Here is a 14,633-nt window from a genome sequence, read left to right as displayed (position 1 = left end):
ATGATGACATCTAAAAAGATAGCTGTTACCGGAGGTATAGCGAGTGGGAAGTCCACAGTGTGCCGCTTGTTTGCGGAATGTGGCGCTTATACTATAAACTCCGACACCATCGTCCATACTTTACTTGACACAGACAGTACTCTACAAAAGACTATTAGTACTTTAGTAGGTTATGATATCTCAACAGTAGAACGTGCTGTCATAGCAAAAGATGTTTTCGATGACCCACAGATGTTACGACGGCTGGAGGAAATTCTCCACCCACAAGTGATATGCGAGATAAAAAAACAGTATAACAAGGTTAAAAACACAGAAAAACCCTCCCTTTTTGTTGTAGAGGTACCACTTCTCTTTGAAGCTTCACACGAGAATTTCTATGATACAGTCATCACCGTAAGCACTAACGATACAACCTGTCGTAAACGCTCGAAATATGACGAAGAACAGTATACGAAAAGGATGGAAAGGCAGCTCGATACTAAAGATAAAGCCGCCGCCGCCGATGTCGTCATCAATAATGACGGAACCATCGAAGATCTACGAAAACAAGTTCGCGACTGCTATGATGCCCTCGTGAAATAACAATTACACAACAACCATTTTAAAGAGAAAATCCTATAATATGAGTAAAGAAAAAAAGAAAACAACATTACCACACAAACCACCGCCGGTAGTGCCTGTAATAAGAAAGAATAACAACAAAAACAACAACAACAATAACAACAAAAACAAAAATACCGACAACGGCGCTAAAGGTGTAGAAGAAAAAAAGCAGGCCCCAAAAAAGCCAAAGCCTATAAACCTACCTGAAGGTATGGAGAAAATAACAAAAATCTCTATTCTGCAGCGGATGGATATCGACGCACTAAACGCCTACGCCAAAGCTATAGAGATCGACCACCTAGGCTCCCTGACAAGGTCGCAGGTTGTCTTCGAGATAGTGAAAACACTCTCAGCAAACCCAAACGAAGTTCTTTCCGGTGAAGGAGTACTAGAAATCCTCCCTGATGGCTTCGGGTTTCTTCGCTCACCAGACTACAACTATCTCCCTTCAGCAGAAGATATATACGTCTCTCCCGCACAAATACGGCGCTTCGACCTTAAAAAAGGTGACACAATATCAGGAACAATACGCTCTCCTAAAGAAAAAGAAAAATACTTCGCCCTTCTCAAGGTCGATGGTGTTAACGACACTACACCAGAACAAGCCCGCGAGCGCGTGCTTTTCTCCAACCTTACACCGCTATTCCCAGAAGAACGCCTTGTAATGGAGACCGACAACAAAAACATGTCAGCACGAGTGATAGACCTGGCATGCCCTATAGGAAAAGGACAGCGCGCACTCATCGTAGCGCCACCGCGTACAGGAAAGACTGTGATACTACAAAATATCGCAAACTCCATCACTAAAAATAACCCCGATGTTATGCTTATCGTTCTACTAATCGACGAACGGCCAGAAGAAGTAACCGATATGAGCCGTAATGTTGATGCCGAAGTCGTGGCATCGACTTTCGACGAACCACCAGAACGACACGTGCAGATAGCAGAAATGGTGATAGAAAAAGCTCGACGACAGGTGGAACATGGCAAAGATGTCGTCATCCTCCTCGACTCGATAACACGCCTAGCACGAGCGTTCAATACCGTACAACCACACTCAGGGAAAATACTCTCCGGTGGTGTCGACTCCAACGCCCTACATAAGCCAAAACGCTTCTTCGGAGCAGCGCGTAACGTCGAAAACGGCGGGTCGCTGACGATAATAGCAACGGCACTGATAGATACAGGGTCGCGGATGGATGAAGTCATCTTCGAAGAGTTCAAAGGTACTGGCAACATGGAACTCGTCCTCGATAGAAGACTCTCAGACAGAAGAGTATACCCCGCTATCGATATCATAAAAAGTGGGACAAGGAAAGAAGAACTGCTATACCACCCAGAAGAACTCTCCAAAATATATCAGCTGCGTAGCGCCGTATCAGACCTTACACCACTAGACGCTATGAAACTGCTACTCGATAGACTAAAGAAGTCTAATAACAACATAGAGTTCCTGCTGTCAATGAAATAAATATTAGCGTATAGCGGATAGGTTTTCGTCTCCGAACTCCGAACTACGAACTCCGAACTGAGTAGCGTAGCTACGTAAATAAGATTGACAAACTTTTCGTTTTTTGAGAACCTCTTGGGAGATATAATATATATATTCCAAGGGGTTCTTTGCTATGATACGTCTTATCGTCAATATAATCATCTTCGCAGGGTTAGTATATGGAGGATTCTGGCTGTGGAATAATAACCCCACAGTGAGAAATTTCGTACAAGATAAACTCGAGACAGGGAAGTTCCTCACCCTAGAAGAACAGTTCTCTTCAGAACAGATAATGGCAGCAAACGAACAAGAACTTCTTAAAGACGAAAGCTATACCTTCCTAGAACCAGACCTTATCTTCTACCCATACCTCCTTATGGAAGTGAAATATGTCGCCTCAGGAGATAAGACAGGAGAAGGGATGCTACTATGGGGACTCGATAACGGAGAAATGGTAATAGACGCTACAACATGGGAAAGATCTCACGGTTTCGAAGACGCTATAAATTCCGGAGCCTCGCGTAATGACTTTAAACTACTAAACATCATAGCTAAAAACCGTGGCACAGTGACTCGTGAAACACTGGCAAATACACTAAATATCGAAGGCGCTATCCTCGATAGCTGGCTCGACGCCGCAAGAAAAAAACAACTGATAATAAGAAGTGGCGACGGATATAGGATACACCTAAACAAACCACGACTAAACGTCGACCCCATAACAAAAATCAATACATGGCTAGTAACTAAGCCATTCAAAGGCGTCAATAAGATGCCACGACAATATAGTAAGTCTCAGGTGGAAAACGTCTGCAAAGCAGCATTCGGAGAAAGCTTCGCCATAAGGAACGTATCGGAAGTCTTCTTGCCCGTCTACATAATACGCGTTATGAACCCCGACGGCTCAGTATTCACAACATATTGGAACGCACTAAACGGAAAAAGAATAATAGACGTATTTTAGGTCGCAATTATGAAAAGGGTTGCACTTCTTCTTTTTTTGCAATATCAACGGCTTTCTTGATGTATGCAGCTAAAGCGCTAACACCATCACCTTCACTTGCCGACATCATAAAAAGCGTAGAAGGATCATGAGGATATTTCTCCTGAAACTCTTCAGCAAAAAGAAGAGCCTCGGCGACGTCGATCTTGTTGAGGGCTACAGCATAAGGCTTCTCGAGAAGAGCAGGGTTGTATTTCTTGAGCTCCTGCTGTAAAACAACATAATCATCCCAAGGGTCTCTGCCGTCGATGCCAGAAGCATCGAGAATATAGACGAGAACCTTCGTTCTCTCAATATGACGGAGGAATTCATGGCCTAAACCACGGTTTTCAGCAGCACCATCGATGATTCCAGGGACGTCGGCGACAAGAACACGAGAATTATCGTCATATTCTATGAAACCAACGTTGGGCTTTAACGTAGTAAAAGGATACGAAGCAGCCTTGGCTTTGCTCTTAGTAACACTGCAGATAAACGTCGACTTTCCAGCATTAGGGAAACCTACAAGACCAACGTCGGCGATAATCTTAAGCTCGAAAGAAATCTCGCGAGATTCACCTTCTTTACCCAGAGTGCACTGCCGCGGAGCACGATTGGTAGGAGTAGCAAAACTTCTGTTGCCACGACCTCCACGACCACCATGACAAGCTACCCAAGATTGTCCGTCTTCGACAAAATCAACAAGAACTTCACCAGTGTTAACGTCTTTGATGATAGTACCACAAGGAACACGGATCTCCCTGTCAAGACCACGACGACCTTGACGGTTGTTGGGGCCGCCAGGCTTGCCGTTCTCAGCAACAATACGACGCCTGTTGCGGAACCAGTCAAGAGAAGGCATCTGGGCGTCGGCAACGATGGTGATGTCACCACCCCTATTACCATTGCCACCACAAGGACCTCCCTTGGCAACACAACGCTCGCGATGCCAGGCAACAATGCCATCACCACCACGACCTGCAACAAAAAATACTTTTACACTGTCAACAAACATTTTTTTTAACCATAAATAAAAACGCAAGAAATAGAAAAGTTTCCTTTCTTGCGTTTATGATTTTTCTCTAAATACGAGACCTTACTAAACTGCAGCTTCAACAGAAACATACGTCTTGTTGGTCTTCTTAAAAGCTACAATACCGTTAATGCTAGCAAAGAGAGTATCATCGCTGCCACGAGATACGTTCTTGGCAGGATGCCACTTGGTGCCGCGCTGACGTACCAAAATCGATCCAGCTGTAACATATTCACCATCATTGGCCTTGATGCCTAAACGCTTAGAATGTGAGTCGCGACCGTTTCGTGTAGAACCTTGTCCTTTCTTATGTGCCATGGTTTCCCCCTAAATAGATTTTTATGCGCTCACGATGTCTGTGATCTTAATACGTGAATAATTTTGACGGTGACCAACCTTACGACGGTAGTTCTGGCGTCTCTTATATTTAAAAGCCACAACTTTAGGGCCTTTTATATTGCCGAGAACTTCGCCGACGACAGAATATCCTTCGACAACGGGAACTCCTATCTTTACAGTGCCGTTTTCATTGACGAATAAGATGTCACTGAACTCAACTTTGTCACCTTCCTCGACGCCAAGAAGATCAACGTCGATGACGTCGTCTTTCTTTACGCGATATTGTTTGCCGCCTGTCTTAATAATAACGTACATGATTATAACCTCGAAATCTAATGCGTATTTACAATTGCTTTTTTACAAGACACGAAGTATACCGAAAGATACTATTACCAATCAACAAAAAACGATGACATTATGAGTATTATATTAGTAAAAGCGCCGCTGTCTCCAGAAGAAATGGCGATGATAACGAAAGAATTCCCCAGATATACCATCTTTCCCGACTTCGACGGGAGTGTAATGCCAGGGAAAGAACAGTGGGATGATATAGAGATAATATATGCCGATAGCCTCGACGCTGAAGAAATACCACATATCCCACGGCTGCGATGGGTCCACGCTCCAGTGCCATACCTCAACAAAATATGCGTTCCTTTGCTCAAAGACAAAGAAAATATTATAATAACAACGACGCGAGGTAAAGATATAACAACGGTAGGGGAATATATCATCAGCGCTGTCCTTGCCTTTGCCAAGAATATGTTCCTATGGAAAACATCGTATCGTGGAAATTACGATAGCGAAAATTCAGCGATACTGGAAACAATGTGGACAGCAGAAGGAAAGAAATTTTTGCAGATAGGACTCGGCGAAGAAGGTACCGAGGTAGCACGACGTGCACAAGAACTAGGATTCTACGTATGGGGAGCACAAGAACAACGATCATTCCACCCATACTGTAATAAAACCTTCGCCATTGAAGGGATAAGCGCGATACTGCCAAATGCCGACGTCGTAGCAATAAGCCTTCCGCGTGATGGATCATATGACTATAAACTAGGCACCGAAGAGATAAGCCTCATAAAAGATGATGCAATATTAGTGATATCGGGACTAGGAAACGCATTAGATGTCGAAGCATTGACAGAAGCAGCAAAGACGAAGAAATTCCGCGGGATCATCATCGACGCCATAGAAGATATGACAATACCACCAACATCGCCATTATGGGAGATGCCAAACGTTATAATAACGCCACATGTAGCAACATCGCCAGAATCAACAGAACATCGTGGCTTCATGACATTCCTACACAACCTTCGACAGTTCTCATCAGGGACATTCTCGGAAATGCGCAATATCGTTATCTAACGCTAAAACCCCATTTTTGCCACAGAGCTTTTTCAGTGATCAGTGAACAGTTATCAATGCAAAAAGGGGGTCTGGGGGAGATTCCCCCAGCCATGTTCTTATCCTCTCTGTGTCCTCTGTGGCTCTGTGGTGAAAAATCCTATTCCGAAATCTCTAAAGCCTGAATTCACTGCCAAGGTAGTGCTTGCGGGCTTCTTCGTTGTTGATGAGCTCGTCGACATTCCCAGATAACATGATCTTGCCCTCACGAACGATATAACTTCTGTCGACGAGAGAAAATATCTCGCGGGCATTGTGGTCGGTGATGAAGACGCTGATGTTTTTCTTGGCTAGAAGTTTTATCATCTGTTTGACATCGTGGATGGCAATAGGATCGATGTTGGCAAAAGGCTCGTCAAGAAGAAGGAAAGAGGGGTTCGTAACAAGAGAACGTGTTATCTCAAGACGGCGACGCTCACCGCCAGATAAACTCATAGCACGTTTCTTGGCGAGAGGCTCGAGATGTAGCTCGCTGAGAAGCTCTTCGAGGCGGCGCTTCTGCTCTTTCTTGCTTATCGGCAACGTCTCAAGGATACATAAGATGTTCTCTTCGACAGTAAGAGCACGGAATACCGAAGGCTCCTGGGCGAGATAACCCATGCCCATGTGTGCACGACGATGTACAGGATATTTCGTGACGTCTTGACCACGGAAGATGACACGACCAGAATCGGGGCGTATGAGTCCCATCGTCATATAAAAAGCAGTGGTCTTGCCAGCACCATTGGGGCCAAGAAGGCCGACGACTTCGCCTTCGTCGACGTGAAACGATATGCCGTCAACGACATTTTTTCCGCCGTATGCTTTTACTAGCATCCTGACGTTGAGGATCGGAGCTTTTGTGTCTTTCATCATCTTATTATCTTATTCTATGTTAAAGTTTTGTTTTAAATCATAATACTCTTCTTCGTTTAGAGCAAAGCGTACGTCGCCGACAGTAGAGATGGTCTCTTCGTCGTTGTCTTCGACAAGGTGTACCATCACAGCCTCAGCACTAACCTGAAGGTCGTTGTCCTTGTCGAGGAAAAGGACACGACGTCCCGCGTCAGCTTTGAGGAGGAGACCTTCTGCGCCAATAGAATATTCTGCACTGTCAGCAAGAGCAAAGCGTTGCAGAGAAGAACCGTCACGAGAAGAAGAACTGCTGATAATTTTTACGTTGCCGGTGACATTCATCATCGTTGGCGTCGTCGACCCAACGTCGTCGGAATAATGTACTGCTATGGTGTCGGCATATATCTCGCCAAGAGAATTATGATAATACACCTGCGTTTTATTGGAGACGGTGTCTTCAGGACTCTGGAAAAGAAGCTTCTTGCCGACGTTGTCGAGGAGCATGGTGCCGTGACACGTTATCGTCGAGATGGTGCCATCAAGTTCGTTGGTATATGTCCACGTCGTCGTCCCATCGCCGTTGATGGTGTCCCAGGAAGCACTTGAACCTTTGTGGAGATATATGTCGTCATCGGCAGTGAGGACGCCCAAAGATTTCTGCTCGATAAAAACATCGCCATGAAGGGAAAGAATGTCGTCGTCAACATCCCACGCAACAGTATTCGCTTTGAACGTCGTAGCAGCAGTATCTTCGTCGACGACAGAACCAGCAACATGGGAACAAAGGATTTCCTGGCCATTGGTGTCGAGGCGTATCTTCATAGCGTTAATGATAATGTCATCATTAAAGATACGGCATAACCCACCTTTTTTTAAGGGCGTCAAAAAGATGACACCACGAGGGCTTCCGGCGTCGGTAGATTTTTTCATAGAATGATATATCGCTCTGTCACCAATAGCAGTTAAAGAGTCGCCATATGTGAAAAATACATTTTCCTGGGAGAAAATATTATTTACAAAATAAATAGAAGATATCTCGTCTTTAGAGAAAGAAACGTTCATCGTCATGCTCTTCATAACGATAGGAGTTCCGTCGTCATTGCTTCCCGTGAAGACGACACGCCTTTCCGGTGAAGACCCAGAAAATACAGCAGAAAGAGTTTGTTGGTTGATAGAAGCATTATGGCAGCGTAGCTCCGCTCCGCCGTCGAGAGAAATGATGACGTCGTCTTTGAGCTTGACAACTTTGATGTTGGAGCCTTTGTCGCCAAAGAGCGTGGCATGTTGCGACATGACAACGCCAAAAGGATGGTCTATGACGACGTCGTCGGAAAGAACGAGGTTCTCACCGTCATAGTCGACAGAGGACGATTCTATTGTGATGATGTCGTCATCGTCGGCGACGCAATGAGCTATTCCAAAAAACATAGAGGTCACTACTGCTGTGGCAACGATGATATGATGTTTTTTCATTAAGAACCTCCTTCATTATGAGAGGGCATTTTCATCTTAAGATGCTTGGCATGGAAGTTTATAGCGTTTTTCTTCAAAGAGAATGTCACAGAATCTGCGATGCCTTCCATAAGGAGCGTAGCATCTTTGGAAGAAGCAGAAATATCATGGCCTTTGTCGATGACAATTGAAAATGTTGCACTCTGAGCGTCGAAGGTCTCGGTATTATAATAATATACCGCTTCGGCACTATCGAGATGACGAATGCGCTGCATGGTGATAAGACCGGGAGTGTCGTCGGAAAACCATGACTCGGAATCGTCAGGATCGCCGTCACGGACGAGAAGAAATCCGTTGCTCTGCTTGACAGCTTCACGACCGTCAGGAAGAATATAGTAAAGCTCCTCTTGCATGGAGATCGTGACGTCATGCATCTTCTCGATAAGTTTCGGAGAGTCTTCGTCGCTATATATTATAGAAAGCTCAGAGTTGGCATATGATATACGACAGTGCATCAAAGTGTTGTTGACGTCTTCAAACCAGTAGTCTCTAGTGACGTCATGGCGATGCTGGCTGCCGACATGGTAGACTTTTTGCTCAGGAGAAGCCTCGCTGCTCATAATAAGAGAATGATAACGCTCGCTGTCGCCGTCAGAAATGACGCTGATCTTTACGATGAAAAAAGCAACGAGGATGATAATGAAAGCGATGATAGCGGCAAGTTTCTTGTTAGACATATCTTTTATCGTTGATGGTTCACAACATTATAAATTTGTAACAGCGTAGTAAAAAGCTCGGGGATGTCTTTGAAGTCAAGGACCGCCATGGAATCGCACTTGGCCTCTGAAGGCATAGGATGTGACTCCATGAAAAGACAGTTGCACCCCGACGCTACAGCAGCTTTGGCAAGAGTGGGAATATATTCCCGCTGCCCACCGGAAGACGTCCCAAGTCCTCCTGGTTGCTGCACCGAGTGTGTAGCATCGAAACATACAGGATATCCGATACTCTGCATGGTAGGGATGCCTCTCATGTCACTGACAAGGGTGTTGTAGCCGAAACTCGTGCCACGTTCGATGAAAAGTATCTGGTCGTTGCCAGTAGATAATATCTTGTCGACGACGTTCTTCATGTCTAACGGCGCCATAAACTGCCCCTTCTTAACAGAAACTACACGTCCCGTATTGCCAGCAGCGACGATGAGGTCTGTCTGTCGACATAACAACGCAGGAACTTGTACCATATCACATACCTCGCCGACAGCAGAAGCTTCGGCAGGGGAGTGGATATCAGTTACGATCGGAAGCTCCAGCTCGTTTTTTACCCTCTCCAAAATACGAAGACCTTCGTCAAGACCAGGACCACGAAATGACGATATCGAAGATCTGTTCGCTTTGTCATAGCTGGACTTGAAGATGAAGTTTATCCCAAGATCGCCGAAAATTTTCTTCAGCGCCTCGGCAGCACGAAGACAATGTTCTTCGCTTTCGATGACACAAGGCCCCGAAATAACAGTAAGGGGATGCCCCTCTCCGATAATAAAATCTTTAATATTAATATCTTGCATGTCGTCGCTCCTATTCTAAAACGCTCACTATAAACTCTTTGGTATTTTATATGAAATATAAATCAAAAATGGGTTTTTGGTTCACATGAAAAGATAATAATGCTATGCAATAAGGTACAGTATTTTTTAGAGGTATACATCATGATATTCAAAAGCATAGATTTTTTACTTAAAGACATCTGGAGAATTCCACTACGAGAGGCTTCGCAGTTCGTAGCCTTCTGCTTACGGACATTGCGCATCGTCGTCCTCGCCCTGCGGGGATACTACCACGATAAATGCTACCTAAGAGCAGCAGCGCTGACGTTCTATTCTATGCTTTCGATAGTACCAGTGGCAGCGCTGGCATTCGGAATAGCGAAAGGCTTCGGCTTCGAAGGAACCCTCGAAGCACAGCTGATAAAAAAATTCCCAGGACATATCGAGGTGATAGTAGAAGTCGTAACCTTCGCTAAAGGAATACTACAGAATACTCGCGGTGGCGTAATCGCCGGAGTAGGAGTGGTTTTCTTGCTATGGGTCCTTATAAAACTATTAGGGAACATAGAATGTGCTTTCAATGATATTTGGGGAGTTAAAAGACCAAGACGCATGGTAAGGAAATTTAGCGACTATCTGTCAATGCTCATCGTAGGACCAATATTTTTCGTCGTGGCAAGCAGTATCAACGTCCTTGCTATAGCGCTTATTACTACGGTGACGGCAAAATTCACCGTACTAGAAACCCTAGGACCTGTTGTCTTCGCCATAGTGAAAATCATGCCGTATGCACTAGTATGGATATTGTTCGCCTTCATATATATCGTTATGCCCAACACAAAAGTACGGTTCCGCTATGGCATCGTAGCAGGGATATTTGCAGGGACGATGTATCAGATAACACAATGGGCATATATACACTTCCAAGTCGGCGTCGCCACGACGAACGCAATATACGGAAGCTTCGCAGCACTGCCGCTCTTCCTGATATGGCTGCAAATAAGCTGGCTTATCGTCCTCTTCGGAGCAGAAATGTCGTACGCCCTGCAGAATGTCGATAGCTACGAATTCGAACCCGACTGTAAAAATGTTAGCTATTCGATGAAACAACTAATAACATTACGTATAGTAACAGCAATAATAAAAAATTTCTGCGACGGCGGAAAAGTGATGGGCGACGAAGATATCGCCCACGACATAGGAACGCCGATACGCCTAGTAACACAGATACTAAAAGAACTCCTCGACGCAAAGATCATCGCAGAAATAATCGCTGACAACGGAAAGACATCATACCAGCCCGCCCATGACGTCGAACGCTATACTATGACATACGTAATAACAGCACTAGAAAACTCCGGCAGCTCCACAGTGCCGATAGCAAACTCACAAGAAATAAAAGCTATAAAGAAAAGTCTAGAAACTTTCTCGAAAACTTCAGAAAAAACACAAGAAAATCACCTGCTAAAAGACCTGTAATCATTGAACATTGAACATTGAACATTGAACATTGAACAATAGGAAGCTGGCTTTTATCGCCCGGCATTGACATTGAGATTAAATACTTAAAATTGATAAATGCTCAATGCTCAAGGACGTTGTCCATAGTATATAATCCAGGAGTTTTGCCGACGAGGAATGCCGCCGCAGTAAGAGCACCATTGGCGAAGGTCGCCCTGCTGTGCGCTTGATGTTTTATCTCTATGCGCTCGCCAGGGCCTGCCAAAATAATAGTGTGGTCGCCGACGATATCGCCAGCGCGGATGGCATGGACCGGGATGTTACCACCACGAACGGCGTTGATGGCAGAAGCAAGAGTTAGCGCCGTGCCGCTAGGAGCGTCTTTCTTCTTGGTATGGTGGGCTTCGACGATTTCAATGTCGAAAGATTTTGGAAGCTTAGTAGCAAGATCGCGGGCGGTGTTAAGAAGCATAGTAATTCCGATGCTGAAATTCGTAGCGTATACTATAGGTATCGTCGAAGATGCTTCCTTAAGGACGTTGATGTCTTCGCCAGAGAGACCCGTCGTTCCTATAACATAAGGAGTCCCACTATTAACAGCAGAGGCGATGCGGCCAGCAACGCCGTCGGCAGTGGCGAAATCTATGGCGACATCAGCACAAGATAAGGCCTCGACGATGTCGTCGGTGATGGCTATATCACCGATGTCTTCGCCAACAGCATGAACGTCACAAGCGGAAACAAAAGAAAATCTATCGTCGACGGAAGCTGCCATAACGATTTCTTTACCCATACGCCCCGCAGCGCCTATAATACAAAAAGTAATACTCATATAATCACCACCATAATCATCACGAAAAAACTTGATCATTTAACGTTAACATATTACAATAATAAACATCCACGGATTGGTAGCTCAGTTGGATAGAGCATCTGCCTTCTAAGCAGAGGGTCACAGGTTCGAGTCCTGTCCAGTCCATCCTTTTCTTAGCGGATAGTTATAGCAGATAGCAGATAGCGGATAGATTTTTCTATACGCTATACGATATATGCTATTCCTCTACGATATTAATTATTATTCTTCTTCAGTCTCTGCTTCGACAGGCTTTTTGGTGGCCCTGTCGCCATCTTCGAGAATCTCAAGGTTTACACGTATGCCATTGCGACTAGCCACAGACATCAGAAGCGTCCTAATAGCATTGATAGTCTTTCCGCGCTTGCCGATGATCTTGCCGATATCGGACTTCTCAACGGAAAGCTCAAGGATCAACGTTTGGGAGCCGCTGATCTCATTAATTTTGACTTGTTCAGGATTGTCAACTAGGTTTTTGACGATGTATTCGACGAATTCTTTCATGAGCAGCCTCTATTGTAGCAGTGTTTATTTCGTAAGTAACTATGGATAAGTATGTAATATCCTTCACATACAACAATACAAAAAACTTTAATATTAAACAAATTATTTTTTTTCTATTTCTAAAGTAATAGGACCATCATTGATAAGAGAAACGTCCATATGTTCGCGGAATTTCCCCGTAGAAACAGGCTTTCCAAGCTTCTTTGTAAGAACTTCGACAAATTCATCATAAAGAGCTTCTGCCTTTTCCGGCGGCGCAGATTTTGTGAATTCTGGCCTTTTACCTTTGGAGCATGTGCCATATAAAGTGAATTGACTTACCACAAGAATTTCTCCGTCAATATCACTGACGCTTATGTTCATTTTACCAGCGTCGTCAGGGAAAATACGAAGCCCCACGACTTTCTCCGAAAGCCATGGTATCGTTTTATTGGTGTCGTCGATATGCGCAGCAAAGAAAATAAGAAGACCACCGCCAATACTACCACATACCTTACCATCAACAGTTACAGAAGCTTCTTTGACGCGCTGTATCAAGACTTTCATTATTCACTCCAAGAGGGGGCGATCTTCTTTAACACCGAGGCCATATCGGAAGGTATCGGCGCAACAATGTCAAGATGCTCGTGGGTTATTGGATGATCGAAGCTTAGCTTCCAAGCATGGAGGAGCTGACGCTTCACGCCATATTTTTTGTTGGTAGAAACACTGCCATAAATACTATCGCCAAGAACTGGGGCTTTGAGGTGCTGCATATGTACGCGTATCTGGTGTGTGCGTCCCGTCATAAGAGCAACCTCTACGATGCTAAGAGCCTCGTTGTGAGCTAAAGAAGTATATCGCGTTATCGCTTCCTTGCCGCGGTCCTCGACGACGGACATCTTTTTCCTGTCAAGATGATCTCTGGCGATGTTAGTAATTATTTCGCCAGAACCGGGGTTTCCAACACATATAGAAAGGTATTTTTTGGAGACATTCCTGCTGCTGAACATCTCAACAAGAGCACGGTGACACTCAAGGGTCTTCGCAGCAATAAGAACACCAGAAGTGTCTTTGTCGAGGCGATGGACTATGCCAGGACGTAGGCTGTCGCCGACATCAGGAAGCTCCTTACAGTGGTATAAAAGGGCATTAACAAACGTGCCAGACCAATTACCATGAGCGGGATGGACGACCATGCCCACTGCCTTGTTTACAGCAAGAAAATGCTCGTCTTCATATATGATGTCGAGAGGGATGTCTTCGGCGACGACAGATATCTCCGGCGTCAACGCAAACTCTACCTTCACTTCATCGCCACACTTCGGACGAAGCTGTTTCTTCACAGCTTTGCCATTGAGAAGAACAAGCCCTTCCTTAATAAGATAGTGGAAATAACTGCGCGACTGGTCGGGGTATCGACGCGTAAGGATAATGTCAAGACGCGTGTTGGCTTCGGTGTCCGTTATAAAAATAGTATCTATTGTCATGATGTTGGTATCGCAAAAAGTTGTAGTGAATGAGGTAAAATGTTTTCGCCAGAAAGAGAGGCAAATATAGAAACGATATTCTTTGAAATGTCATCGAGAGCGTCGAGAGAAACAACGCCACCAAGACTCTTTCCAAGATATTGTATGCCACAATATTCTACGCTAGAAAGATAGTCGTCGCCACTGTCGATAAACATAGCACGACGCGATGAAGGGATAGCGCTAAGGCGTTCTTCACAAGAAGCGTCGACAGGGAATCCAAGAAAAATATCGAAGTTGAACATGCTATATTAATTATCTGTTGCTGCGGTTTATTTATCTGCCACTGCGGTTTATCTTTTTTATGCGTTCTTGACTTCTGCGCATCTGCGTGATTATTGTTTGTGCAATGCCCTTCATCATCTGATCATAGACCTTCTTTGCCTTCTTCTTAAGGTCCTCAAGAGAACTTACTGTAGAGGCATTGGTGTAAGAAGCAACCTTCTCGGCATTAAGAGCCGCTGCAACATTTTCGTCGACAACAGGATCGGAAACACCACCCAACGGTGCTACAGTGCTAGGATCGGGAACGGCATTGCCAGGATCAATAGACATAATAAAACTCCTTGACTGATGTTACGCGTTAATCTTGCTTTAGTGGCGTAGCGAAAGG

Annotated in this window: 18 protein-coding genes and 1 tRNA gene; 6 read left to right on the top strand and 13 right to left on the bottom strand. The window is 44.7% G+C overall.

From position 1 onward, the window contains the following. The 3 genes from HN980_05760 (at position 1) to HN980_05750 (ending at position 3,059) form a co-directional block, all read left to right on the top strand. Complete coding sequence (locus HN980_05760) at positions 1-582, top strand: dephospho-CoA kinase (GenBank protein MBT6928978.1); 582 nt, start codon at positions 1-3, stop codon at positions 580-582. Positions 583-622: 40 nt separating this feature from the next. After that, positions 623-2,074 (top strand): transcription termination factor Rho, encoded by a 1,452-nt coding sequence (gene rho / locus HN980_05755; GenBank protein ID MBT6928977.1) that lies wholly within the window; start codon positions 623-625, stop codon positions 2,072-2,074. A gap of 154 nt (positions 2,075-2,228) precedes the next feature. Continuing rightward, positions 2,229-3,059, top strand: coding sequence for a hypothetical protein (locus HN980_05750; GenBank protein MBT6928976.1), 831 nt, complete (start codon positions 2,229-2,231; stop codon positions 3,057-3,059). Positions 3,060-3,066: 7 nt separating this feature from the next. Here the strand turns inward: HN980_05750 and obgE are convergent, their stop codons facing one another. The 3 genes from obgE to rplU form a co-directional block, all read right to left on the bottom strand. Further along, positions 3,067-4,092 carry a GTPase ObgE gene (obgE, locus tag HN980_05745; protein ID MBT6928975.1) on the bottom strand — a complete coding sequence of 342 codons (1,026 nt, stop codon included), beginning with the start codon at positions 4,090-4,092 and terminating at the stop codon, positions 3,067-3,069. An 84-nt stretch (positions 4,093-4,176) separates the two neighbouring features. Further along, the gene (gene rpmA, locus HN980_05740) at positions 4,177-4,428 is read right to left on the bottom strand and encodes a 50S ribosomal protein L27 (GenBank protein MBT6928974.1); all 252 of its coding nucleotides are present in this window, start codon (positions 4,426-4,428) and stop codon (positions 4,177-4,179) included. 21 nt (positions 4,429-4,449) lie between these two features. After that, a complete protein-coding gene (gene rplU / locus HN980_05735) occupies positions 4,450-4,764 on the bottom strand; it encodes a 50S ribosomal protein L21 (GenBank protein MBT6928973.1) in 315 nt (104 codons plus the stop codon). 102 nt (positions 4,765-4,866) lie between these two features. Between rplU and HN980_05730 the strand changes: the two genes are divergently transcribed. Beyond that, the gene (locus HN980_05730) at positions 4,867-5,823 is read left to right on the top strand and encodes a D-2-hydroxyacid dehydrogenase (GenBank protein ID MBT6928972.1); all 957 of its coding nucleotides are present in this window, start codon (positions 4,867-4,869) and stop codon (positions 5,821-5,823) included. A gap of 153 nt (positions 5,824-5,976) precedes the next feature. Here the strand turns inward: HN980_05730 and lptB are convergent, their stop codons facing one another. The 4 genes from lptB to kdsA are packed head-to-tail and all read right to left on the bottom strand — an operon-like array spanning position 5,977 to position 9,715. After that, positions 5,977-6,714, bottom strand: a complete 738-nt coding sequence (gene lptB / locus HN980_05725; protein ID MBT6928971.1) for an LPS export ABC transporter ATP-binding protein — start codon at positions 6,712-6,714, stop codon at positions 5,977-5,979. A 12-nt stretch (positions 6,715-6,726) separates the two neighbouring features. Continuing rightward, positions 6,727-8,169: a hypothetical protein gene (locus HN980_05720; protein MBT6928970.1), complete on the bottom strand. Its 1,443-nt coding sequence runs from the start codon at positions 8,167-8,169 to the stop codon at positions 6,727-6,729. Beyond that, on the bottom strand, positions 8,169-8,885 hold the full coding sequence (locus HN980_05715; GenBank protein MBT6928969.1) for a hypothetical protein: 717 nt from the start codon (positions 8,883-8,885) through the stop codon (positions 8,169-8,171). The genes HN980_05720 and HN980_05715 overlap by 1 nt, the downstream gene beginning before the upstream one ends. Positions 8,886-8,890: 5 nt before the next feature. Next, complete coding sequence (gene kdsA, locus HN980_05710) at positions 8,891-9,715, bottom strand: 3-deoxy-8-phosphooctulonate synthase (GenBank protein MBT6928968.1); 825 nt, start codon at positions 9,713-9,715, stop codon at positions 8,891-8,893. Between the two features lie 99 nt (positions 9,716-9,814). Here kdsA and HN980_05705 point away from each other — a divergent pair, with 99 nt between their 5' ends. Next, positions 9,815-11,173: a YihY/virulence factor BrkB family protein gene (locus HN980_05705; GenBank protein MBT6928967.1), complete on the top strand. Its 1,359-nt coding sequence runs from the start codon at positions 9,815-9,817 to the stop codon at positions 11,171-11,173. Between the two features lie 103 nt (positions 11,174-11,276). On the opposite strand, the gene dapB is transcribed toward HN980_05705, so the two are convergent. Continuing rightward, on the bottom strand, positions 11,277-11,987 hold the full coding sequence (gene dapB, locus HN980_05700) for a 4-hydroxy-tetrahydrodipicolinate reductase (protein ID MBT6928966.1): 711 nt from the start codon (positions 11,985-11,987) through the stop codon (positions 11,277-11,279). A 73-nt stretch (positions 11,988-12,060) separates the two neighbouring features. Here dapB and HN980_05695 point away from each other — a divergent pair. Next, positions 12,061-12,134 (top strand) — tRNA-Arg (locus HN980_05695). Between the two features lie 96 nt (positions 12,135-12,230). On the opposite strand, the gene HN980_05690 is transcribed toward HN980_05695, so the two are convergent. From HN980_05690 to HN980_05670, 5 genes are all read right to left on the bottom strand, one after another. Beyond that, a complete protein-coding gene (locus HN980_05690) occupies positions 12,231-12,512 on the bottom strand; it encodes a KH domain-containing protein (protein ID MBT6928965.1) in 282 nt (93 codons plus the stop codon). A gap of 102 nt (positions 12,513-12,614) precedes the next feature. After that, on the bottom strand, positions 12,615-13,058 hold the full coding sequence (locus tag HN980_05685; GenBank protein ID MBT6928964.1) for a D-tyrosyl-tRNA(Tyr) deacylase: 444 nt from the start codon (positions 13,056-13,058) through the stop codon (positions 12,615-12,617). Further along, entirely contained in the window at positions 13,058-13,981 is a 924-nt protein-coding gene (locus HN980_05680; protein MBT6928963.1) for an RluA family pseudouridine synthase, read from the bottom strand. The genes HN980_05685 and HN980_05680 overlap by 1 nt, the downstream gene beginning before the upstream one ends. Continuing rightward, positions 13,978-14,265 carry a hypothetical protein gene (locus tag HN980_05675; protein MBT6928962.1) on the bottom strand — a complete coding sequence of 96 codons (288 nt, stop codon included), beginning with the start codon at positions 14,263-14,265 and terminating at the stop codon, positions 13,978-13,980. The genes HN980_05680 and HN980_05675 overlap by 4 nt, the downstream gene beginning before the upstream one ends. Positions 14,266-14,296: 31 nt before the next feature. Beyond that, a complete protein-coding gene (locus tag HN980_05670; protein MBT6928961.1) occupies positions 14,297-14,575 on the bottom strand; it encodes a hypothetical protein in 279 nt (92 codons plus the stop codon). Positions 14,576-14,633: the final 58 nt, after the last annotated feature.

Source organism: Waddliaceae bacterium (genome assembly GCA_018694295.1).
Lineage (GTDB): Bacteria > Chlamydiota > Chlamydiia > Chlamydiales > JABHNK01 > JABHNK01.
This window is presented reverse-complemented; position numbering and strand designations above follow the sequence as displayed.

Excerpts from the sequence above, each read along its gene's own strand:
- HN980_05760 (MBT6928978.1), top strand. The coding sequence starts at position 1 with ATGATGACATCTAAAAAGATAGCTGTTACCGGAGGTATAGCGAGTGGG.
- rho (MBT6928977.1), top strand. The coding sequence starts at position 623 with ATGAGTAAAGAAAAAAAGAAAACAACATTACCACACAAACCACCGCCG.
- HN980_05750 (MBT6928976.1), top strand. The coding sequence starts at position 2,229 with ATGATACGTCTTATCGTCAATATAATCATCTTCGCAGGGTTAGTATAT.
- obgE (MBT6928975.1), bottom strand. The coding sequence starts at position 4,092 with ATGTTTGTTGACAGTGTAAAAGTATTTTTTGTTGCAGGTCGTGGTGGT.
- rpmA (MBT6928974.1), bottom strand. The coding sequence starts at position 4,428 with ATGGCACATAAGAAAGGACAAGGTTCTACACGAAACGGTCGCGACTCA.
- rplU (MBT6928973.1), bottom strand. The coding sequence starts at position 4,764 with ATGTACGTTATTATTAAGACAGGCGGCAAACAATATCGCGTAAAGAAA.
- HN980_05730 (MBT6928972.1), top strand. The coding sequence starts at position 4,867 with ATGAGTATTATATTAGTAAAAGCGCCGCTGTCTCCAGAAGAAATGGCG.
- lptB (MBT6928971.1), bottom strand. The coding sequence starts at position 6,714 with ATGAAAGACACAAAAGCTCCGATCCTCAACGTCAGGATGCTAGTAAAA.
- HN980_05720 (MBT6928970.1), bottom strand. The coding sequence starts at position 8,169 with ATGAAAAAACATCATATCATCGTTGCCACAGCAGTAGTGACCTCTATG.
- HN980_05715 (MBT6928969.1), bottom strand. The coding sequence starts at position 8,885 with ATGTCTAACAAGAAACTTGCCGCTATCATCGCTTTCATTATCATCCTC.
- kdsA (MBT6928968.1), bottom strand. The coding sequence starts at position 9,715 with ATGCAAGATATTAATATTAAAGATTTTATTATCGGAGAGGGGCATCCC.
- HN980_05705 (MBT6928967.1), top strand. The coding sequence starts at position 9,815 with ATGCTATGCAATAAGGTACAGTATTTTTTAGAGGTATACATCATGATA.
- dapB (MBT6928966.1), bottom strand. The coding sequence starts at position 11,987 with ATGAGTATTACTTTTTGTATTATAGGCGCTGCGGGGCGTATGGGTAAA.
- HN980_05690 (MBT6928965.1), bottom strand. The coding sequence starts at position 12,512 with ATGAAAGAATTCGTCGAATACATCGTCAAAAACCTAGTTGACAATCCT.
- HN980_05685 (MBT6928964.1), bottom strand. The coding sequence starts at position 13,058 with ATGAAAGTCTTGATACAGCGCGTCAAAGAAGCTTCTGTAACTGTTGAT.
- HN980_05680 (MBT6928963.1), bottom strand. The coding sequence starts at position 13,981 with ATGACAATAGATACTATTTTTATAACGGACACCGAAGCCAACACGCGT.
- HN980_05675 (MBT6928962.1), bottom strand. The coding sequence starts at position 14,265 with ATGTTCAACTTCGATATTTTTCTTGGATTCCCTGTCGACGCTTCTTGT.
- HN980_05670 (MBT6928961.1), bottom strand. The coding sequence starts at position 14,575 with ATGTCTATTGATCCTGGCAATGCCGTTCCCGATCCTAGCACTGTAGCA.